20 protein-coding genes are annotated in these 21,524 nt (G+C 66.2%); 4 read left to right on the forward strand and 16 right to left on the reverse strand.

What is annotated here, in order from left to right; all coding sequences use genetic code 11:
* Position 1: 1 nt before the first annotated feature.
* From QXZ94_RS15300 to QXZ94_RS15345, 10 genes are all read right to left on the reverse strand, one after another.
* Positions 2–1,270 carry an HlyD family secretion protein gene (locus QXZ94_RS15300; RefSeq protein WP_315721097.1) on the reverse strand — a complete coding sequence of 423 codons (1,269 nt, stop codon included), beginning with the start codon at positions 1,268–1,270 and terminating at the stop codon, positions 2–4.
* A gap of 174 nt (positions 1,271–1,444) precedes the next feature.
* Positions 1,445–2,134, reverse strand: a complete 690-nt coding sequence (locus QXZ94_RS15305; RefSeq protein ID WP_315721098.1) for a YoaK family protein — start codon at positions 2,132–2,134, stop codon at positions 1,445–1,447.
* Positions 2,135–2,154: 20 nt separating this feature from the next.
* A complete protein-coding gene (locus tag QXZ94_RS15310) occupies positions 2,155–3,564 on the reverse strand; it encodes an alginate export family protein (RefSeq protein ID WP_315721099.1) in 1,410 nt (469 codons plus the stop codon).
* A 4-nt stretch (positions 3,565–3,568) separates the two neighbouring features.
* A complete protein-coding gene (locus tag QXZ94_RS15315; RefSeq protein WP_315721100.1) occupies positions 3,569–4,453 on the reverse strand; it encodes a glyoxalase in 885 nt (294 codons plus the stop codon).
* A gap of 26 nt (positions 4,454–4,479) precedes the next feature.
* Positions 4,480–4,905, reverse strand: a complete 426-nt coding sequence (locus tag QXZ94_RS15320; protein WP_315721101.1) for a DoxX family protein — start codon at positions 4,903–4,905, stop codon at positions 4,480–4,482.
* Positions 4,905–6,782: an amidohydrolase gene (locus QXZ94_RS15325; protein WP_315721102.1), complete on the reverse strand. Its 1,878-nt coding sequence runs from the start codon at positions 6,780–6,782 to the stop codon at positions 4,905–4,907. The genes QXZ94_RS15320 and QXZ94_RS15325 overlap by 1 nt, the downstream gene beginning before the upstream one ends.
* A complete protein-coding gene (locus QXZ94_RS15330; RefSeq protein ID WP_315721103.1) occupies positions 6,779–7,066 on the reverse strand; it encodes a XapX domain-containing protein in 288 nt (95 codons plus the stop codon). The genes QXZ94_RS15325 and QXZ94_RS15330 overlap by 4 nt, the downstream gene beginning before the upstream one ends.
* A gap of 14 nt (positions 7,067–7,080) precedes the next feature.
* The gene (locus tag QXZ94_RS15335) at positions 7,081–7,725 is read right to left on the reverse strand and encodes a hydrolase (protein WP_315721104.1); all 645 of its coding nucleotides are present in this window, start codon (positions 7,723–7,725) and stop codon (positions 7,081–7,083) included.
* Positions 7,726–7,751: 26 nt separating this feature from the next.
* The gene (locus QXZ94_RS15340) at positions 7,752–8,264 is read right to left on the reverse strand and encodes a hypothetical protein (protein ID WP_315721105.1); all 513 of its coding nucleotides are present in this window, start codon (positions 8,262–8,264) and stop codon (positions 7,752–7,754) included.
* A 15-nt stretch (positions 8,265–8,279) separates the two neighbouring features.
* The gene (locus QXZ94_RS15345) at positions 8,280–9,104 is read right to left on the reverse strand and encodes an alpha/beta hydrolase (RefSeq protein WP_315721106.1); all 825 of its coding nucleotides are present in this window, start codon (positions 9,102–9,104) and stop codon (positions 8,280–8,282) included.
* A gap of 143 nt (positions 9,105–9,247) precedes the next feature.
* Between QXZ94_RS15345 and QXZ94_RS15350 the strand changes: the two genes are divergently transcribed.
* Positions 9,248–10,297, forward strand: a complete 1,050-nt coding sequence (locus QXZ94_RS15350; RefSeq protein ID WP_315721107.1) for an AraC family transcriptional regulator — start codon at positions 9,248–9,250, stop codon at positions 10,295–10,297.
* Between the two features lie 25 nt (positions 10,298–10,322).
* On the opposite strand, the gene QXZ94_RS15355 is transcribed toward QXZ94_RS15350, so the two are convergent.
* Positions 10,323–10,781 carry an ester cyclase gene (locus tag QXZ94_RS15355; RefSeq protein ID WP_409998489.1) on the reverse strand — a complete coding sequence of 153 codons (459 nt, stop codon included), beginning with the start codon at positions 10,779–10,781 and terminating at the stop codon, positions 10,323–10,325.
* 58 nt (positions 10,782–10,839) lie between these two features.
* Positions 10,840–11,640, reverse strand: coding sequence for a bifunctional hydroxymethylpyrimidine kinase/phosphomethylpyrimidine kinase (gene thiD / locus QXZ94_RS15360; RefSeq protein ID WP_315721108.1), 801 nt, complete (start codon positions 11,638–11,640; stop codon positions 10,840–10,842).
* Positions 11,641–11,760: 120 nt separating this feature from the next.
* Between thiD and QXZ94_RS15365 the strand changes: the two genes are divergently transcribed.
* Together QXZ94_RS15365 and QXZ94_RS15370 are read left to right on the forward strand one after the other, a co-directional pair.
* Positions 11,761–12,006, forward strand: a complete 246-nt coding sequence (locus QXZ94_RS15365; RefSeq protein WP_172112765.1) for an Lrp/AsnC ligand binding domain-containing protein — start codon at positions 11,761–11,763, stop codon at positions 12,004–12,006.
* Between the two features lie 388 nt (positions 12,007–12,394).
* Positions 12,395–13,459, forward strand: a complete 1,065-nt coding sequence (locus QXZ94_RS15370; RefSeq protein WP_315721109.1) for a helix-turn-helix domain-containing protein — start codon at positions 12,395–12,397, stop codon at positions 13,457–13,459.
* On the opposite strand, the gene QXZ94_RS15375 is transcribed toward QXZ94_RS15370, so the two are convergent.
* Complete coding sequence (locus tag QXZ94_RS15375) at positions 13,413–15,920, reverse strand: EAL domain-containing protein (RefSeq protein ID WP_315721110.1); 2,508 nt, start codon at positions 15,918–15,920, stop codon at positions 13,413–13,415. The two genes, QXZ94_RS15370 and QXZ94_RS15375, sit on opposite strands and share 47 nt — an antisense overlap.
* Before the next feature lie 237 nt (positions 15,921–16,157).
* Here QXZ94_RS15375 and QXZ94_RS15380 point away from each other — a divergent pair, with 237 nt between their 5' ends.
* Positions 16,158–17,318: an ABC transporter substrate-binding protein gene (locus tag QXZ94_RS15380; RefSeq protein ID WP_315721111.1), complete on the forward strand. Its 1,161-nt coding sequence runs from the start codon at positions 16,158–16,160 to the stop codon at positions 17,316–17,318.
* A 207-nt stretch (positions 17,319–17,525) separates the two neighbouring features.
* Here the strand turns inward: QXZ94_RS15380 and QXZ94_RS15385 are convergent, their stop codons facing one another.
* The 3 genes from QXZ94_RS15385 to QXZ94_RS15395 form a co-directional block, all read right to left on the reverse strand.
* Positions 17,526–18,446: a cytochrome c gene (locus tag QXZ94_RS15385; protein ID WP_315721112.1), complete on the reverse strand. Its 921-nt coding sequence runs from the start codon at positions 18,444–18,446 to the stop codon at positions 17,526–17,528.
* A gap of 170 nt (positions 18,447–18,616) precedes the next feature.
* Positions 18,617–19,066 (reverse strand): cytochrome c, encoded by a 450-nt coding sequence (locus tag QXZ94_RS15390; protein WP_315721113.1) that lies wholly within the window; start codon positions 19,064–19,066, stop codon positions 18,617–18,619.
* Between the two features lie 130 nt (positions 19,067–19,196).
* The gene (locus tag QXZ94_RS15395) at positions 19,197–21,506 is read right to left on the reverse strand and encodes a xanthine dehydrogenase family protein molybdopterin-binding subunit (RefSeq protein ID WP_315721114.1); all 2,310 of its coding nucleotides are present in this window, start codon (positions 21,504–21,506) and stop codon (positions 19,197–19,199) included.
* Positions 21,507–21,524: the final 18 nt, after the last annotated feature.

Raw genomic sequence — 21,524 nt, forward strand, 5'->3', positions numbered from 1 at the left:
CTTACAGCACGGCCTTCAACCGCTCATAGAGCGACGGCTTGGGATCGACCCGCACGGTCGGCACCACCGACATGCCCGGGCCGAGCGCGACGTCGGTCGGCGGATCGTCCATGTCGATCCTTACGGGGACGCGCTGCACGATCTTGACGTAGTTGCCGGTCGCGTTCTGCGGCGGCAGCAGCGAGAACGCCGGGCCCGAGCCGGACTGCACGCTGGCGACATGACCGCGGATCTCGCGCTCCGGATAGGCATCGATCTCCAGTGTCACCGGCTGGCCGGGGCGCATCTGGTCGAGCTGAGTTTCCTTGAAATTGGCGGTGACCCAGACCTCGTCGGGCACGAACATCGACAGCGCCGTGCCTTGGGCTGCGAACTGCCCATCGGCGGCGCTGAGATTGACGATGCGGCCGGGCTGCGCCGCGGTCACCGTCGTGTAGGACAGATTGAGCTGCGCCTGGTCGCGCTGGGCCTGCGCTTGGGCGAGATTGGCATCGGCGCTCTCGCGCTGGGCCTTCAGCGATTCCAGCTGCCGCTGCGCGACCTGCAGGTTGGCCTGCGCCGAGGTCAGCCCGGCCTTCGCCTGCTGAAGCTGCGAGGTGTATTGCTGCTCACTCTGCACGGTGCCGGAGCCGGTGCGGGCGAGGTCCTGATAGCGCTTGGCCTGCTGCTCGGCAAAGGTCAGCCCGGCCTGCGACTGGTCGACCTGGGCCTGGCCCGCGGTGATCTGCGCCTGCTGAACCGCGATCTGGGCGTCGATATTGTGGATCGCCGCCTCCGCCGACCGCACCTGCGCCTCGGCCTGCGCCAGCGCCGTTCTGTAGTCGCGGTCGTCGATGCGCGCGATCACGTCGCCGGCTTTGACGTGCTGGTTGTCGGTGACGGGAATCGCGGTGATGTAGCCGGAGACCTTCGGCGCGATCGAGAACTGGCGGGCCGCGATGAAGGCGTCGTCGGTGCTCTCGAAATGGCCCGCCGCGTCGTAATAGATGTAGCCGCCGGAAGCGGCCGCCAGCAGCACGACGAGACCAAGCGCGGCGCCCACCGGGTGCCGCCGCAGCATGCCACGGCGCGGCTTGTCGCCTTGCTCGCTCTGCCCCTCCGGGGCGGGAGCAGTCTCATCCGGCTGATGCGTTTCTCGATCGGCCTCGCGGCGGAGCTCCTTGACGGCATCGCCGCGCCATTGCTTCAACGCGCGCTCGCGCGCCGGGACGGCCGTATCGGAAGGCTTGGAGGGCGGCGTGGACTCGGTGGTGGACGACTGGACGGCCATTGCGGCGCTCCGAAAAGAACGAAACTGTTCCGTTCTAAAATATAGAACGGATCTCAACAGGCAAGCCCGGAGGGCCGCTTCGGGATCGATAACTTTTCGTGAGCGGACCCTAAAATTTCCGTCATCCAATCGTAGGCACGATCGGATCGGCTCGACGCGATGACGATCTGGAGTTCAGCGCGCCGGCGGCGGACCAGCCATGCGCGCGACGAGCGTCAGCGCAGCGACAACAGGCGGGATCACGAAGCACCAGCTGCCGAGCCTGACGAACAGCAGCGCGGCCGCGCCGCAGCCGAGCGCGAAGGCCGCGACGTTGACCGCCATCTGCACCAACCGCGCGGGCGGCGGTGCTTGGCCCTTGTCGCCGACATAGATCCTGTCGGCGATGTCGATCATCACCTGCGTGGTGGTACCGGTCATCAGGGTGGAGGGCGGCGAGGTCGGCAGATGGATCCGATGCACGGCGTTCTGGATCGCCATCGCCGCCACCAGCACCATGCCGGTAAGGATCGCCTCGTGGCTGTCGCCGTTGTGGAACGGGCCGAAATGGATGGCGAGCGCGGCCCCGAGGACGAGCAGCACCAGCTTGACGGCGATCAGGATCTCGAACGCGCGCGACCATCTGCGCGACAGCAGCGTGCCGGTCAGCCGCGTCGCGATCACGACGACGCAGAACACAGGCAGCGCCAGCAGTTTTGCGATGGTGCCGGACGTTCCAAGCGCCAGCGCCGCGCCGAAGGTCACGAAGTTGCCGGTGACATGCGCGGTGAACAGGCCCTGCAGCGCGAGAAAGCCGGCGGTGTCGACATAGCCGGCATTGACGCTGAGCAGCAGCGGGACGATACGCGAGTCCGTGGTCGCCATGGGTTGCCTGCCTTCGTTGATCAGAGCGCGTATTTCAGCTCGACGCCGATGTAATTCGAATCGTGCCCACCGGCGCGGCGCAGCGTGTCGCCGATGTCGTAATGCACGGCCTCGATCGCACCGGTGAGGTTGGCATCGAAGCGATAGTCGGCGCGCAGCTGCGCATAGGCGCCGGACCAGAGACTGCCCTGCCCGGCGGTGCCGGCCACCGCGACATTGGGCTGGACGTAGATCGCGTCCGCAATCGTCGCGCGCCATTGCAGGCCGATCGCGGCCATGAACGACAGCGCCGCGGTGGGCTTCACGGTCAGCGACGGCTTGAGGTGAATCAGGTTGGTGTAGCCGGTGAAGCCGGCGAGCGAGAAGTAGTAGCCGTTCGGAAACAGCGGATTGAAGGTCTCGATCCGGCCGTCGCCGCGATGGCGGTCGCCGGAGGCGCCGTCGAGCTGGAGGCCGATCCGCGGCTGCCAGGCGATGTCGGCGAAGGTGTAGCCGGCGCGGGCGCCGGCACCCCAGGCGCGGATCTGCTTGGCGCCCACCGAGCCCGCCTGCCCCATGGCTTCGAGATCCCAATCGAAACCGGCGAGCTTGCCGGCGAAGCGGAGGTCGAGCACGTGGCGCTGCTCGAGGCCCGCGGCGTCGAGAAAGCGCGCATTGTCGCGCTGGTAGTAGGAGTAGTACGCGGACAGCTCGTTTGTGCCAAGCACCTGGCGTTCGACGCGAAAGGTATGGAACAGGAACTTGCCGTTGGACGTATCGTCGAACGGCCGCACCAGATTGTACTGCACCGGCTGGCTGACGAAGCCGATGAAGCGCCAGGGACCGCTCTCCCAATCGCCCCACAGCGCATCGAAGGACTGGCGCACGTTCGGCCCGTCGCGCGAGGAGACGAAGCGCTGCAGGTCGAAGTCGAAATCCTGCCGGCCGACACGGGCCTTGAACGTGCCCTGCTCCGTCGCGTTGACGTAGGCGAGGAAGGCCAGCCGGAGATCGAGCGGGTTCTGGTCGACCGAGGTGATGTTGGCCTTGCCGAAGGCTCTCGCGTCCTCGAGCTGGACGAAGGCCTGCCAGTGCTCGTCGAAATGCGCGTCGACGTGGATCTGCAGCCGTTGCAGGACATGGGAATCGGGCTTGGCGCCGCCGATGCCGAAGCTCGCCGCGTCCAGGCTCTCGAACCGCTCGCGCAAGGTCATGCCGAACGAGACGTAGCTCTGCGGCACGCCGGCCTGCAGCGGAATGTACTTGATCGGATCGAATGGCTGCGTGCGCAGCGCCGGACTGGCAAGAACGGACCAGTCCTCCTGCCAGCGATTGGTGCGAATGGCGGGACGGGCGTCCTCGGCGGCGGCGAGGCCGCACGACGCTGCGATCATCGCAACAGCGGCCGCCGTCCTCGTCAGTGCCTTACCCATCCGCACGCGTGTCCCCATCGAGTTACTTTACCAGCGCGTGGATCTCCGCGACATAGCCGCCGGGAAACTGCACCAGCGCCTGCTCGCGCTTGTCCGCCGTAAATGGCTCGACCAGCACGGTCGCGCCCGACGCCGTGGCCTTGTCGAGCGTCGCCTTGAGATCGGCGACCTCATAGCCGGTCATCTCGCGGCCGAACGGATATGGCAGATGGCCGTCGGTGACGAGCACGGTCATGCGGCCGAACACCGACTCGATGCGGATACGCCGGTAGTGATCGTTGGGACGGCCGATCTCGACGCCGGGCGCCTTGGCCTCGTCGGAGACGAGCTTGCCTTTCGCAAAGCGCAGGAAGGCGCGCGTGAAGGCTTCGGCGCGATCGGCCGAGACATAGACGCGGTTCTCCGGAACCGTCTCGAACGCCGCATAGGACGGCTTGGTCGTGTGCCAGTAGAGCTGCATGTTGACGCCGCCCGGCCACTGGATCACGGCATCGCGGCCGATCGGATCGGGGAACGGCGAGACCACGACGTCGGCGCCGGCGGCTTTGGCCGCCTTGATGGCGGCGTCCATGTCGGTGACGAGATAGCCGGTGCGCTCGGCGCCGAACGGATATGGGATCGGAGTCTTGAAGCCGAACAGCGACACCGTGCCGACCGGCGTCTGCAGCAGTTGCGAGGTCGTGCTGCTCGGCGTCGGCGTCACCGTCGCGACGACCTGCTTGGTGCTCTGGCCGCCGAAGGTCGCGAGGAAGCTCGTCACGAACTTCTCGACGTCGTCGGGCGCGACGTAGACATGCGTCGTGTCGTATTGCGCACCGACGCCGACGAGCGGCGCGGTGTCCTTGGCGAGCGCGGGAACGGCGAGCAGCGAGGTGGCGACGAGTGCGCCGAGCAGATGACGGGACATGACAACCTCAGACAGGAAGAAGCGGATCAGGCGCGGCGCGCGCGCCAGGACATGACGGAGACGAGCACGAGACCGGCGATCAGCCCGAGATGCTCGAAGAAGGCGTTGAGCGCCATGAAGCGGTCATGGCCTTGCATGTGCCAGAAGTCGTTTGCGGTCAGCATGGCGACAAAGGTGAGCACGCCGAGCGCACCGGCGCCGAGCCAGACGAACCGGTTGATGACGACGAGCAGCGAGCCGATCAGCTCGACGCCGATCGCCGCGACCGCCCACAGCGCCGCCGGCTGCAGGCCGAAATGGGCCTGCTCGGCGATCGCGCCCGGGAAATCCGCGAGCTTCTGGACGCCGCCGATCAGATAGGCCGAGACCAGCGCGAGCCGGGCCGCCGGCCACAGCCACGGCCAATCGAGCACCCCGGCGATCGGCCGCGGCGTATCGGACATTGCGGCCATTACACCGCCCAGCAGGCGCAGCCGAGCGCGCCCCAGAAGCTCTTGAGATCAGCGACCGGCAATTGGCTCGACCATGAGCGTGCATGGTCGTGGCCGTGCAGGCCGCAGCTATTGGCGCAGCCGCACATCTGCATCGCCTGGGCACGCACCGCGCCGGTCTCATCTTTCGCGAGCCACGCGCCGTAGCCGCCGAAGCGGCGCACCGGCGACCAGTCTGGCATCGCAGGCGGCGGCGCGGCGTCGTCGAGCGTCTTGAAGTCCGACGCCGCGTAGACCATGCGGCCGCCGACCATGGTGAGATCGCTGGTGATGTCGGCGATCTCGGACTCGGCGCAGGCGAAGAAGTCCCGATCCGGCACGACCAGGTCGGCGAACTGGCCGACCTCGATGCGGCCCTTCTTGCCCTCTTCATTGGAGAACCAGGTGACGTTCTCGGTCCACATCCGTAACGCCGTCTCGCGGTCGAGGCAGTTGCGCTGCGGGTAAAGCCGCAGGCCGCCAACGGTGCGGCCGGTCACCAGCCACGACAGCGAGACCCAGGGATTGTAGGACGCGACGCGCGTCGCATCGGTACCGGCCGAGACCTTGACGCCCTTGTCCAGGATCTTCTTCACCGGCGGCGTCGCCTCGGCTGCGCCAAAGCCATAGCGCTCGACGAAGTACTCGCCCTGATAGGCCATGCGGTGCTGCACGGCGATGCCGCCGCCGAGCGCGGCAATGCGGTCGATCGACTGGTCCGAGATGGTCTCGGCATGGTCGAAGAACCAGTTGATGCCGTCGAGCGGCGTGTCCTGGTTGACGGTCTCGAACACGTCGAGCACGCGCGAGATGGTCTCGTCATAGGTCGCGTGCAGCCGCCACGGCCATTTGTTCTGCACGAGGATGCGCACGACCTCCTCGAGCTCGCCCTCCATCTCGGCCGGCATGTCCGGCCGCGGCACGCGAAAATCCTCGAAGTCGGCGGCGGAGAACACCAGCATCTCGCCGGCGCCGTTGTGCCGGAAATAGTCGTTGCCCTGCTTGTAGGACGAGCTCTGCGTCCAGCGCAGAAAATCGTCCTTCTCGCCTTTCGGTTTCTGCGTGAACAGATTGTAGGCGAGCCGGATCGTGAGCTGGCCGTCATCGGACAGCTTCTGGATCACGGCATAGTCGTCGGGATAGTTCTGGAAGCCGCCGCCGGCATCGATCGCGCCGGTGACGCCGAGCCGGTTCAGCTCGCGCATGAAGTGGCGCGTCGAGTTGAGCTGATAGTCGAACGGCAGTTTTGGGCCTTTGGCGAGCGTCGCATAGAGAATGGCGGCATTCGGCCTGGCGAGCAGCAGGCCGGTCGGATTGCCCTGGGCATCGCGCACGATCTCGCCGCCCGGCGGCTGCGGCGTGTCCTTGTCGTAGCCGACGGCGCGCAAGGCAGCCCCGTTCAGGAGGGCGCGGTCGTAGAGGTGGAGCAGGAACACCGGCGTATCCGGCGCCACCGCATTGAGTTCGTCGATGGTCGGTAGCCGCTTCTCGGCGAACTGGTGCTCGGTGAAGCCGCCGACCACGCGCACCCATTGCGGCGGCGGCGTGATCGCGACCTGCGCCTTCAGCATCGCCATCGCATCAGCCAGCGAGCGCACGCCGTCCCAGCGTAGCTCCATGTTGAAGTTGAGCCCGCCGCGGATGATGTGGAGGTGATTGTCGATCAGGCCCGGCAGCACGCGCCGGCCCTTGAGGTCGATCAGCTTGGTCTTCGGGCCGGCGAGCTTCATCACGTCCGGCTCATGGCCGACGGCCGTGAACACGCCGTCCTTGATCGCCACCGCATTCACCTGCGGATTGGAGCGGTCGAGCGTCGTGAACAGGCCGCGATGCAGGATGAGGTCGGGATGATCGCTCATGAGGCCTTCTCGTCTGGCGCAGCGTTATTGGTGGTCTCCGCCCGGCCGTGATGGCCGGGCAGCAGGCCGAAGATATGCGTGGCGCAGGCCGCCTTCTGCCAGGCGGCAGCAATGCTGCTGCCGTCCAGGAGCTGCCTGCCCACGGGGATCACCTGCTCTCCGACGAGGATGCCGAGCAGGCCGACCAGCGCCACCAGCGGCGGTGCCGGCGAGCGGACCTGAAGCAGGCTGTAGATGACGCCGACCAGCAGCCCTGCCCCGAGCGAGAACAGATAGATCTTCATGGGATGCCTCAGCGCTACTTCGCGCCGCCCTCGGAGGCGTGCTCGCCGAGTGCCCATTTCGAGAAGCGGATCTGGATGCCGTAGGGCGAATGCGCCTTCAGGATCTCCATCATGCCGTCATAGGTCTCGGCGCGCGCCCAGTCCTGCTGCAGTTCGAAGGCGAACTGGCACGAGGTGATCGGCACGGCGCCGGCCTGCACCGCGCGATCCATCGCCCGGTTGTGCGCCTCCAGCGACAGATCGCCGCAGGCATCGGCCGGAATGTAGATCTCATAGCCCTCGCGCAGCATGTCGAGCGTCGGGAAGAGCACGCAGGCCTCGGTCCACAGTCCCGCGATGATGAACTTCTTGCGTCCGGTCGCGGCAACCTGTTTGCGGAAGCCGGCATCGAGCCAGGAGTTCATCGCCGTGCGGTCGACGATATCGTGATTGGGAAACAGCTCGGTGACCTCCGGCATGAAGGGACCGGAGAACGAATCCTTGGCGACCGTGGTGAGCACCGTCGGCAGCTTGAACAGCTTGGCCGCCTTGGCGACGATCTGGATGTTGTTGAAGACGCCGAGGCGGTCGTGCGACTGCACGCCCTGATACATCGCCGGCTGGTAGTCGATCAGCGCCACCGCGCAGTTCTGCGGGGTGAGCATTTCGAGCTTGGACATGAGGGTCTCCTTGGAAACGAGATGAGTCAGACGAGCGACGCGCGCGGCGCAGCCGCGCCCGGCGTGAAACGCCGCCACGAGAAAATTCCGAGAGCGATGAACAGAGCGAGCGTGACGAGCTGAGCAACGGCGAACGGGAGTTCGCTCTGCGTCGGCGCGAGCGCGTTGAGCACACCGATCTTCTGGAACGACTGCACGACCGCAACGAAGACGTTGAGATAGAGCGAGAGCAGCGCAGCGACGACATAGACCCGTCGCCACCACCCCGACAGCGCGAACACGTAGAGCGCGGCAGCGGCCGCGGTCAGCAGCGCCAGCAGGATGATGCCGATGATCCGCGGCGGGTCGAGACCGAATGGCGGCAGCGGAAACCCGGTCACGCCCGTGAGAAAGGTCGTGACCAGGAACAGCGCCGCCCAGACCGCCAGATGGCGGCCTGTCAGCATGCCGGCGAGCATGACGAGCCCGGTCGCGATTCCGATCAGGCTCAGCACCACGTGGATCTGAAGAAACAGAGTCGTCGGGATTCCCCAAGTCATGCCAGCCTCCTCTGATCAGCCCTTGATGAAGGCCAGCAGGTCGGCGTTGATGGTCGCGGCCTCGGTGGTCGGCATGCCGTGCGGAAAACCCTTGTAGGTCTTGAGCGTGCCGTTCTTGAGCAGTTTGGCCGACAGCGGCGCGGAATCCGCATAGGGGACGATCTGATCGTCCTCGCTGTGCATCACCAGCACCGGCAAGGTGATCTTCTTGAGGTCCTCGGTGAAGTCGGTCTGCGAGAACGCGACGACGCCGTCGTAGTGCGCCTTGGCGCTGCCCATCATGCCCTGCCGCCACCAGTTCTGGATCACGGCCTCGGACGGCTTCGCGCCGGGCTTGTTGAAGCCATAGAACGGTCCGGCCGCGACCTCGCGGTAGAACTCCGCGCGACGGGTTGCGGTCTGGGTCTGGAAGTCGTCGAACACCGATTTCGGCAGGCCGCCCGGATTGGCCGCCGTCTGCACCATCAGCGGCGGCACCGCGGCGATGATCGCAGCCTTGGCCGCGCGGCTCTCGCCGTGGCGCGCCAGATAATGCACGACCTCGCCGCCGCCGGTGGAATGGCCGACATGCACGGCGTTCTTCAGGTCGAGATGCGCGGTCAGCGCCGCGAGATCGTCGGCATAGTGGTCCATGTCATGACCATCAGGGACCTGCGCCGAGCGGCCATGACCGCGGCGGTCATGGGCGATGACGCGGAAGCCATGATTGAGGAAGAACATCATCTGCGCATCCCAATCATCCGACGACAGCGGCCAGCCATGGCTGAACACGATCGGCTGACCGGAGCCCCAGTCCTTGTAGTAAATCTCTGTGCCATCGTTGGTTTTCAGGACGGGCATGATTGTCTCCTGGGCCTGGGGGGGACGCGGTCGCCACGACGAAATACGTATCGCGATCGCCGATCCCAGATGCTATGCAGTCTCATGTGCACCTGCACAATGATCCGAGGACGCCAAAGCACTGGCTCCAGAAGGCCAAGGGGATGGCTCAGCAGATCCGAACCACGTCGTCGTCCTGGATGCGCGGAGTCGCGACCACGCTGAACGAGCAAGGCCTCGATGCGGCCGCGCTGTTTGCCGAGGTCGGACTTGCGATTGAGGAACTCGATGACTGCGATCGCCGCTGGCCGACCGAGGCGCTGAGCCGACTATGGGTGCTGGCGGCCGAGCGCTCGGGCAATCCGGACATTGGCCTTGCGAAGCTCGATGCGCCGCGGCCTGACAATTACGGCGTCGCGGGCTACGCCATGATGTCGAGCGCCACGCTTCTCGCCGGACTGACCCGTCTCATCCGCTACATGTGTCTTGTCAGCGACGCGGTGACCATCACGCTCGAACCCGGCGATGGGGGCCGCTGGGTACGCACCGACGTCTATGGTGGCGAATGTCCGATCCCGCGCCAGCGCTATGATTACGGCGTGGTCAATCTGCTCAATCTGTGCCGCTGGATGCTGGACCGGCGGCTGACGCCGCTCTCGACGCGCTTCTCGCACGCTGTGCCGCTGTCGATCGCGTCCTACAACAAGGCGTTCCAGTCGCCGCTCGAATTCGACGCGCCGTTCAACGGCTTTCTCATCGCGGAGCAGGATCTCGCGTGCAAGCTGACCACGTCGGCGCCCGAGCTCGCCGCGATCCATGATCGCATCGCCGACGAGGCGCTGGAGCGTCTCGTCAAGACCGACACCGCCCATCGGGCACGCACGGCGATCGCCAAGCTGCTGCCCGACGGCAGCCCGCTGCGCTCGGCAATCGCGGCCGAGCTCGGCTTGAGCGATCGCACCTTCCAGCGCCGGCTCGCCGACGAAGGCATTTCCTTCAGCGACCTCGTCGAGGATGTCAGGCGCGAGCTGGCGCAGCGTCACCTCGCCGATTCCCGCATGACGCTCACCGACATCGGCTATCTGCTCGGCTATGCCGACCAGAGCACGTTCTTCCGCGCCTCCAACCGCTGGTTCGGCGAGTCCCCGGGCGAATATCGATCGCGCGTGATGAACGGGCATCGACGCGAGATCGAGGCCGCTCAGCAGAAGTGAGCGGCGGATCTGCTCGGCTTGCGGGTCAGAACATGCCGTTGGTGTTGGCCGACTGCTCGGGGATCGGCTGCACGGAATCCCAGTGCTCCTCGATCTTGCCGTCCTTCAGACGGAAGATATCGACGATCGCGCTGCCGCGGGTGCCCGGCTCGCGGATCGCATGCACACGCAGGATGACGAAGTCGCCGTCGACCAGAACCTTCGTGATCTCGCTGCGGGATTGCGGATACTTGGCCTTCAGGAATTCGATGAACTTGCGGAATCCTTCCGGACCGTCCTCGGCGCTCGGATTGTGCTGGATGTAGGTGCCGAGATATTTCGAGGCCGCGGCGAAGTCCTTGCGGTTGAGGCCCTGCTCATAGAAGTCGAGCACGGTCTGCTTGTTGCGTTCTTCCTCCGCCGAATAGGCCCGCTCCGCCCGGACCGGAGTGGAGAGCACTCCGACCATGGCCAGCATCATCAGGATCGGGGCATGCCGCATCATCGAGGTCCTCCTGAGTGGAAAAGCTTGCGCGGCCGGACCGGATGCATGAACCACCGCGTCAATAGAACCGATGCAGATGATGCACCGGGCCGTGACCGTGACCGACCGTGAAGCGGTCGGCGGCAGCGATCGCGCCGGAAATGAAGGCCTTGGCGTTGCGCACGGCAGTCTCCAGCTCCTCGCCCTTCGCAAGCCCCGCAGCCACCGCCGACGACAGCGAGCAGCCGGTGCCGTGCGTATTCCTGGTGGCGACGCGCGGCGCTGACAGCGCGATGCTGGTCCCTGAGGTGATCAGGTAATCGGTGCTCTCGGCCCCCTGCCCATGACCGCCCTTGATCAGCACGGCCGGACAGCCGAGCGCCAGCAGCCGGCGCCCCTGCGCGGCGATGGCCTCGTCCGTATCGGCGACCGGCTCGCCGAGCAGCGCGGCCGCTTCCGGCAGGTTCGGCGTGATCAGCGAGGCCTGCGGGATCAGCCGGCTGCGCAGCGCCTCGATCGCGTCCTCCGGCAACAGCCGCGCCCCGGAGGTCGCCACCATCACCGGATCGAGCACGATGTGAGCGGGCCGCCAGCGCCCCAGGCTGTCGCTGATGGCCCCGGCGATTGGCGCCTGAGCCACCATGCCGATCTTGACCGCGCCGACGGTAAGATCGGCGAAGACGGCGTCGATCTGCGCCGCGACGAAATCGGGCGGCACCAGGTGCACCCCGGTCACGCCCGTGGTGTTCTGGGCGGTCAGCGCCGTCAGCACCGAGGCGCCATAGACGGACAGCGCCGCGAAGGTCTTCAGGTCGGCCTGAATGCCGGCTCCCCCCGAGGAGTCCGAGCCGGCGATGGTGAGTGCGACAGGGGTGCTCATGGCCTTTCCTAGCGCGGCGTCGACACGCCCGGCAAGCAGGCCGGGTCCCCTGAAATGCGTCTCGACTTCGTCCGAAAACGCTATATTGAGGCTTGGAACGTCCTCTGGAGACCGTCCGCAATGGTTCCCTTCTTCGTCCAGATCAAGTGCAAGCTCGGCCAGTCCTACACGGTCGCCAATGCGCTGGCAGAGGCCGAGATCGCGTCCGAAATCTATTCCACGGCTGGCAATTACGATCTGCTGGTGAAGTTCTACGTCGACAACGCCACCGACATCGGCCACTTCGTGAACGAGAAGGTCCAGGTGCTGCCGGGCATCCAGGACACCCACACCATCATCACCTTCAAGGCCTTCGGCGCTACCTGACGGCAGGCAGCTCCCGCAAGGATCGTCGCGAGACCTTCGGACCTCGCCGATAGACAAAGGCGCCCGTCGTTGCCGACGAGCGCCGAGGTCTTTGAAAATGGCACAAGCATGGTTTCGTCATGAAAGACGGTGAGCGGGCGGTCCCCTCTCCGGCCGATTTTCGTCCGGCCAAGTGCTTCGGCAGTTCGGAAAACCGGGCCTTTCGATCGCGAGGGGCAATCGGGGGGACCATCGAACGGCCCGGCTTTCCTTCTGGGCAACTTGGCGATAGGCCTCCTATAACCGGTGCGGGGTGCGGGAGGTCAATGCGAGCGAGCGGCCGGATACGATCGATCAAGAAGTTGAGACGAAAGCTCAAGACAGTCTGCGACGTCGTGTGAAGAGTGAGATGAACGCCGTTTCGTCCCTGCTGCCGAGTTACGGCTTCTCCGCCGAGCAGATGGACACCGAAACCAACATCGTCGCCTGGCGCGAGGCCACCTCGACGTTCTTCGACGTCGATGATCTCGCCGCCGGCGAAGCCGCCCCCTTCCGGGCGGACGTCCTGTCCTATGCGCTCGGCTCCGTCCTGCTCGGATCGGCCCGGGCCAGCGGCCAGCGCTTCCGGCGATCGGCCGAGACCATCGCGCGCAGCGGCGTCGATCACATCATCCTGCAGCTCTATGTAAGCGGCGGCTATGAGGGCGTTGCCGGCCAGCGCCCGATCCGGGTCGAAGCCGGCGATCTCTGCGTGCTCGACCTGGCCCAGACACTCGAGACGCGTGCGACGGCGTTCGAGAACGTCACCATGGTCGTGCCGCGGCCGATGTTCGATTCACGCCTGCTACAGGTCGATGATCTGCACGGGCTGGTGCTGCCGCGCGGCGGGGCCTTGGCGCCGCTGCTGGCGCGGCATTTCGGCGCACTGCTCGATTGCGCACCGCGGATGAGCTTCGATGAGTGCCAGGCCGTCGTCGACGGGACGATCTCGCTGATCTCGGCGTACCTGCGCGGCGAGCTCGAACGCCGCGATGCCGATCGCAGCGTGACGGCGGATGCCTCGCTGCTCCGCATCCGGCAATACATCGAATCGCAGCTGTCCAGCCCCGAGCTCAGCGCCGACGCCGTCGCGCTGCATTTCGGCCTGTCACGGGCATCGCTGTATCGGCTGTTCGCGCCGATCGGCGGCATCGCCGACTACATCCGCAGCCGCCGCCTGCACCGCGCCTTCTTCGATCTCGCGGGAAGCGGATCGCGCGGCTTGCGCGTCAGCGAGGTGGCGCGGCGCTGGCAGCTCGGCACGGATGCGCACTTCACGCGGCTGTTCAAGGCGGCCTATGGCATCACGCCGAGCGCCGCGCGCGAGGCGGCGATGCTCGGCCTGCCGCAGCTGTCGGCCGACGCCGAGGCGGACGTCGCCTCGCCGCTCAGCCGTTGGATGCGAGGGATAGCAGCGCCCCGGACCGGGGAATGAGCGCGACCACCGCGGCCGAGCGCGCATCGGCCTCCTGCGGGCCTTCGGCGTCCGGCACCGGCTCATCGGTCTCGTCCGACGCCCGCGTGATCTCCAGATGCTGCTCCAGCTGCCCGACCGGCATCGGCCGGCCCAGCAGGTAGCCCTGCGCGAAGTTGACTCCGAGCGCGCGCAGCTGCGCCAGTTGCTCCTCGGTCTCGACGCCTTCGGCCGTGATCTGAATCCCGAGCCCGCGCGCCAGCGTCACTACCGACGAGATCACGGCGGCGCTTTCGTCGCGCACGCTCAGATTGGCGACGAAGGACTTGTCGATCTTGATCTTGTTGAACGGGAACGCGGTCAACGAGCGCAGCGACGAGTAGCCGGTGCCGAAATCGTCCAGCGCCAGCGAGATTCCAAGGCCCTTGAGCCGGTCGATGAAGCTCTCGTTCTCTGCCGCACGCTCCAGCAGCACCGACTCGGTGATCTCGATCTCGAGCCGCTTCGGATCGAGGCCGGACCTCGCGAGCGCCGACTGAATGACGTCGAACAGCTCCGACTGCTTGAACTGCACGGGCGACAGATTGACCGCGACCTTGACGTCGTCGGGCCACGCCGTCGCATCGTCACACACGCGCCCGATGATCCACTCGCCGAGCGGCACGATCAGGCCGGTCGATTCCGCAAGTGGGATGAACTTGTCGGGCGGCACCAGCCCCTTGACCGGATGACGCCAGCGCACCAGCGCCTCGACGCCGCGGCGCTCGCGCGTCTCGGCATCGTAGAACGGCTGGTAGTGGACCTCGAACTGGCACTGCGCGATGGCGTCGCGGAGGTCGCCTTCCAGCGTGTTGCGCGCCTCGAGCTCGGCCGACATCGCATCGTCATACATCGTGTAGCAGCTGCGGCCGGCAGATTTCGAACGGTAGAGCGCAAGGTCGGCCTTCTTGAGCAGATGCTCCTGGTCACGGCCGTGCTGGGGCGCGAGCGAGATGCCGATGCTGGTGCCGATCTCGACGCGCTGGCCGCCGATCTGGAACGGCTCGGCGATCAGCTTGGTGATGCGCTGCGCCAGCTCGATCGCGGCGGCGCGCTGATCGCTGGAGCCGGCCTGGATCAGGGCGAACTCGTCGCCGCCGAGCCGCGCCAGCACATCCTCGTCGCGCAACTGCGAGCGCAGCCGCTGCGCGACCTGCACCAGCAGCTCGTCGCCGGCGCCATGGCCGAGCGAGTCGTTGACATTCTTGAAGCGGTCGAGGTCGAGCAGGAAGACGGTGAAGCGGCCGTTCTTGTCGTCGTTGATGCGCTCCATCTCCTCGAGGAAGAAGGCGCGGTTCGCGAGTCCGGTCAGCGCATCGGTCTGCGCCAGCTCCAGCACGCGGCGGTTGGCGAGCGCGAGCTGCAGCGCGTTGCGGCTCGACAGAGCGAGATAGACGGCGAGGAAGATCGTCGTCGCGATGCCCGCGGCGTACAGCGCCAGCGCGCGATTATGCGTCGCCATCAGGCCGCCGCCGGCGGGCGCGGCCTGGAACACCCAGTCGGCATCGCCGATGCGCAAGGTGGTCGACCAGATGTTGGGGTCGGCGGGCCAGCGCTGCGGATCGACGCCGGAAGCATTGATCACGCGCTCCGGCGGCAGCAGGTTGATCTGCAGCGCCGGGCTGTTCGGATTGTTCGCACGCACCGACTGCAGCAGCATCGGCAGGTCGAAAACGCCGACGATGAAGCCGGAGAGATTGCGGCGGCGGTCGGCGACGGTGGTGCGCGACGTGCCCTTGGCATAGACGGGGATGCCGATCATCACGGCGTTGTTGCGCTCGTTCTGATTGATCAGGTTCTGGCGGGTCCGCAGCGCGCCGATCATGTCGTAATCGCGCGACTGCTCCAGCACGGCGCGATGATCGGGGATGCTCCAGTAATCGAGGCCGTAGACCGGCGAGGTCTTTGCCTCGGTCGAGAAATAGACCGGATAGTACTCGTCGCTCTCCGGCGCCACCGTGCCGTCCGGATAGGACTTGATGCGGAAGGCGGGAACGCCGTCGGTGATCGCGGCCGCTTCGTACTCGCCGCGCTCCTTGCGCTTGATCCGCGGCAGCCAGGCCAGACGCAGCATGCCGCGATGCGCCTCGAACAGGCGCGCGCTGAACGTCTGGTATTCACTCCGCGTGATGTCGTCGTTGGCGGATTCGAAGCGGGTTCGCAGCGCCGTCAGCCGACTGACATATTCGTTGACGCCGTTCTGGACCAGGATCGCCTGCGCTTCGGCAATGCCTTCGAAATCGGTCCGCGCCAGCCGGTTCTCCCAGCGGCCGACCGCGACCGTTCCGGCAATCGACAGCACCACGCCGACGCATGCGGCGATGATCGCAGGACGATAGAGGCGGTATCGCGATAGCGACGCGCGCAGTCTCTCGCGCCCGCCACCGATGCGAGCACCATCATGTTCCTGCAGCGTCGGTGCGCTGTACTCTTCAACCTGCAATATGGCCCCCGCCAAACGGCTGCCCCTCACGACACGAGCGCCGATGCTCGGCTGGCTAAGTTAAGGACGGTCAAAGATGATCAGTCGTGGAGTACCGGAAACCGAGGCTTGGTTAACGACTGGCTTTTCGGGGCCACCCAAAACGCGATCAAGCGCGAGATACGTCTTTAGCGAGGTCTTCATTCAACGCGTGTAGGCTGAGTTCTCGTCAGGCGTACGCGTGAATCGAAGATCGCAATGAACTGGTTCTCAAGTTTCCGGAACTCCATCGTTCTCATCCTGGTTGCGGGCATGCTCCCGGTCGGGTCTGCCCGCGCCGACGAGCTCGGCGTGACCAACGACTCGATCCTGTTCGGCCAGGTCGCAGCCCTGGAAGGGCCGTCGGCAGCGTTGGGCCAGGCGGCGCGGCAGGGTCTGCTGGCCGCGTTCAGCGAGCTCAATGCCAAGGGCGGCGTCTATGGCCGCCGGCTCAAGCTGGCGAGCCGAAACGACGGCTACGACCCCGACCGCTCCGTGGTCGAGACCATCAAGCTGATCTACGAGGACAAGGTGTTCGCGCTGATCGGCGCCGTCGGCACCCCGACCGCGATGGCCACCGCGCCGATCGCAGCCTCGAACGACGTGCCCTTCATCGGGCCGGTGTCCGGCGCCGAATTCCTGCGCGCGCCGGAATTCCAGAACATCGTCAACATCCGCGCGAGCTACGCGGCCGAGGCGGAAGCCTCGATCAAGCATCTCACCGAGGAGCTGCGTCTCACCCGCATCGCCATCTTCTATCAGGACGACGCGTTCGGCCGCGACGTGCTGGCCGGGGTCAAGACCCATCTCGACCGGCGCGGGCTGGAGCTCGCCGCCGAGGGCACGTTCGAGCGCAACACGCGCGCAGTCGGCGCGGCGCTGAAGGTGATCCGCCGCGCCGAGCCGGAGGCCGTCATCCTGGTCGGCACCTACGGCCCGTGCGCCGAGTTCATCAAGATGGCGCATCGCTCGGGCTTCAGTCCGACCTTCTCGGCGGTGTCCTTCGTCGGCGGCAATGCGCTCGCCAAGGAGCTCGGCTCGGAAGGGCGCGGCGTCATCGTCTCCGAGGTGGTGCCGTTCCCGTGGGACACGGATCGCCGCATCGTCGCCGACTATCAGGCGGCCATGAAGACGCTGGATCCGAGCCAGACACCCGACTTCATCGGCCTCGAGGGCTACATCACCGGCCGCCTGGTGGCGCGCGCTCTGGCGATGACCGGGCCCAACCCGACGCGGGCCGAGCTGCTGCGGATCATCAACGAGGTCGGCCAGTTCGACATCGGCGGCCTGGTCGTCAGCTTTGGCAATGCGCGCAAGGAGAACCCGCCGCCGGTCTCGCTGACCGTGATTCAGAGCGACGGCACCTTCAAGCCGATCTAGAAGACGGTTTCCGGAGTCCTGGCACGTTGGTCATTTAACTCTCGCTGTCATCGTCCGCGAAAGCGGACGATCCAGTACGCCGTGACACCTCGGTCAATCTCTTCTGCCGCGGAGTACTGGATGCCCCGCTTTCGCGGAGCATGACGGCGGTGGGGATGGCGGGATCCCGAGACGGAAACAACCGGCTCGAAGGAAACGCTCGTCTCGTCAGCCCGCCGGCTTCTTCGGCTTCGGCGGCCCTTCGACCGGCGGCAAGGATTTCAGATAGATCGCCATCGCCTTACGGTCCTCGGGCGTCAGCTGCGACGTATTGCGGATCACCCGTGCCATCGAGCCGCCGGCGCTGTCGCCGTCGGGCAGCTGCCCGGTCTCCAGGAAATAGCTGATGTCGCTCTCGCTCCAGTCCGACAGGCCCTTCTGGGTGATGTTCGGCACGAAGCCCTGACCTTCCGGATCGGGGCCGCCGGCGAGGCGCTGTGCCGAAACGATGCCGCCGAGCGGGTTGCGCGGGCTGTGGCATTCGGCGCAATGGCCGAACGTGTTGACCAGATAGGCGCCGCGATTCCATTCCGCCGAGCGCGAGGCGTTCGTCACGAACGGCTTGTCGTCGAAGAACAGAAGTTTCCAAATACCGAGCGTGCGGCGAATGTTGAAAGGAAACGGCATGTCGTGGTCGCGCGACTTGCCGGCCACCGGCGGCAGCGTCTTCATGTAGGCGAACAGATCACGGACGTCGTCGACCTTGGCGCCGGCGTAAGAGGTATAGGGAAACGCCGGGTAATAGTGACTGCCGCCGGGCGAGACACCCTTGACCACCGCATTGACGAACTGCGCCTCGGTCCAGCGCCCGATCCCGTCATTGGGGTCCGGCGAGATGTTGGGCGCATAGAAGGTGCCGAACGGCGATGTCAGCGGCAGGCCGCCGCCGAGCTTCAAGCGATCCGGCTGGTTCGGCACCTGATGGCAGGAGGCGCAGCCGCCGATGTTGAACATCTCCTGGCCGTTAGCGAGATCGGGCGCCCGCGTCGTCGCTGCGAGCGCGATCGTGGACGGCTGGGTCAACCACCAGAACACCGCAAGGCCGGCGGCGCCGAGCACGCAGAGGGCAAGCAGGAGGCGTCTAAGCATGGTCGCTCCGTCACAGGCAGGAAGATCAGCGTCCGGCAGTCATCCGCCGCGAGCGCCGTGATACGACAAGACGCACGCGCCGAGCAAACCCGCGGGCCAGAAGCCAGTGCGGCAAAAACGAACGGAGGCGAACGCGCTGCCGCGTCCGCCCCCGTCGATGTCACGACAGATCAGCTGTTCTTGAGACGGAAGGTCTCGTGGCAGCCGCCGCATTCCTTGCCGATCGCGGGCGCAGTCGCCTTCAGGCTGTCGAGATCCTTGATCTTGGCCTTGGCCTCGGTGACGACCTTGGCGAAGCTGTCGATCTTGGCCTTGAAGCCGGCCTGGTCTTCCCAGATCTTCGGCGAAACGCCGTAGTCGCCCTCGAACTTCGCGCCCTTCATGCTCGCCGGATACATCGTCGGCAGCTTCTTGGCGGTATCCTCGAGCACGGCCAGAGCAGCATTGACGGCGGCCTGATCATACGGCTTCTCGCCCTTGACCATGGCGATCAGCACACCGCCGAGGTTCTTGGCGTTCGCCTTCATGGTGTCCTGGCTTTGCTTGACCAGGTTCTCCTGTGCCATCACGGCGCCGGCCCCCAGCAGCAACGCTGCTGCTACCACGACAGTCCGCTTCATCAATTCGCTCCTTTGTTGTCACAATCCCGTCCAGCCCACCTGGACGGGTCGCGCCTGGTTGGTCAACCCCTCGACCGGCGGGTTATTCCGGAATTGAGGCGGTTATCGGAGAGGTCCGGAGGGAAGGTACTCAGAGACTGTGACGGCGATGCTGCTCCCGGATCGCGATCCAGACCCGCTCGGGCGTCGCCGGCATGTCGATGTGGTCGATCTTGTACTCGCGCCACAGCGCTTCGACGATCGCGTTGACCACCGCCGGACACGAGCCGATTGCACCCGCCTCGCCGGCACCCTTCACGCCCATCGGATTGGTCTTGCAGGGCACGTTATGGGTCTCGAAGGTGAAGGTCGGCGCATCCGCGGCGCGCGGCAGCGCGTAGTCCATGTAGCTGCCGGTGACGAGCTGTGCATCGGAGTTGCTGTAGACCACCTGCTCCATCAGCGCCTGACCGATGCCTTGCACCGCGCCGCCATGGACCTGGCCGGCGAGCAGCAGCGGATTCAGCGTCACGCCGAAATCGTCGACGATCACGTAGTTGACGATCTTGATGATGCCGGTGGCCGGGTCGAGCTCGATCTCCGCGACGTGGGTGCCGTTCGGATAGGTGCCGTCGGCGCTGGCGAAGGTGGCGCTGCCGTTGAGCTTGGCCGGATCGACGCCGGGACGCTTGGCGAGATCGGCGAAGGAGATCGACCGGTCGGTGCCGGCGACGCGGATCACGCCGTCGGCGATCTCGAGATCGCCGAGGCCCGCTTCGAGCGCCTCGGCCGCGATCTGCTTGAGCTTGTCGCCGAGCTCATGCGTCGCACGCTGCACGCTGACGCCGCCCGAGGGGATCGAGGCCGAGCCGCCGGTGCCGAGGCCGGTCGCGATCTCCGCCGTGTCGCCCTGATGGATGTGGACGCGCTCCGGCGGCAGGCCGAACTGCTCGGCGACGATCTGGGCGTAAGCCGTCTGGTGGCCCTGCCCGCTCGACTGCGTGCCGATCAGGATCGTAACGTCGCCATTGGGGTCGAGCCGCACATTGGCGGTCTCCTCGCCCATGGTGCCACAGACCTCGACATAGCTCGCAAGCCCGATGCCCCGGATCAGGCCATGCTTCTTGGCGGCCTTGGCGCGCTTGGAAAACTCCTTCCACTCGGCGATCTCCATCGCGCGCTTGAGATGCGCGTTGAAATCGCCGGAATCGTAGACCTTGCCGGTCGCGGTCTTGTAGGGCAGCGCGCGCGGCGGGATGAAGTTCTTGCGCCTGATCGCATCGACCGACATGTCGAGCTTGCGCGCGCAGGCGTCGACCAGGCGCTCGACCACATAGGCCGCCTCGGGGCGGCCGGCGCCGCGATAGGCATCGACCGGCACCGTGTGAGTGAAGATCGTGCGCACCCGGCAGTGAAAATTCTGGATGTCGTAGAGGCCCGGCAGCATGCCGGCGCCGCCATGCGGGATGTAGGGCGCGAAGGTCGAGAGATAGGCGCCCATGTCGCCCATCAGATCGACGTCCATGGCGAGAAACTTGCCGTCCTCGGCGAGCGCCATCCGCGCGGTCGTGACGTTGTCGCGGCCCTGCGCGTCGCCCATGAAATGCTCGGAACGGTCGGCGGCCCAGCGCACCGACTTGCGCAGCCGCTGCGCGGCGACCGCAACCAGCGCGTATTCCCGGTACGGAAACAGCTTTGTGCCGAAGCCGCCGCCGACGTCCGGGCAGATCACCCGCATCTTCTCGGTCGGGATCTTCAGCACGTTCTGGCAGAGGATGTCGCGCAGGCGGTGGCTGCCCTGGCTGCCCGCGGTGAGCGTCAGATGATCGCGCTTGGTGTCGTATTCGCAGACCGCGGCGCGCGTCTCCATGAAGCTCGCGACCACGCGCGGATTGACGATGCGGATCTCGGCCACCGCATGCGCCTTCGCAAACGCCGCCTCGGTCGCCGACTTGTCGCCGATCGAGACGTCGAACAGCACGTTGTTCTTGTGATCGGCCCACACCTGCGGCGCGCCCGGCTTGATCGCATTGACGACGCCGGTGACCGCTGGAAGCGTCGTCCACTCGACCTTGATCGCCTCGAGCGCGTCGCGCGCATGGTCGAGCGTGTCGGCGACCACGAAGGCCACGGCGTCGCCGACGTGACGCACCTCGTCCTTGGCCAGGATCGGATAAGGCGGCGCGGTGAACGGATCGGTCTCGAGGTTGAACAGGCACGGCAGGCCGCCGAGTTCCGCGGTGTCCTCGGCGGTGAGAATCAGCGCCACGCCCGGCAGCAGCCGCGCCGCGGCGACATCGATGGTGAACTTGGCATGGGCATGCGGCGAGCGCAGCACCAGCGCATGCAGGGCAGCCGATGGCGCGAGATCGTCGGTATAGCGGCCCTTGCCGCGAATCAGCGCGTCATCCTCTTTCCGGAGAACGCTTTGTCCCATACCGAACTTGATTGGAGCTGCCATCTGGTTTCACGTCCCGCT

Source organism: Bradyrhizobium sp. SZCCHNS2022, assembly GCF_032377575.1.
Lineage (GTDB): Bacteria > Pseudomonadota > Alphaproteobacteria > Rhizobiales > Xanthobacteraceae > Bradyrhizobium > Bradyrhizobium aeschynomenes.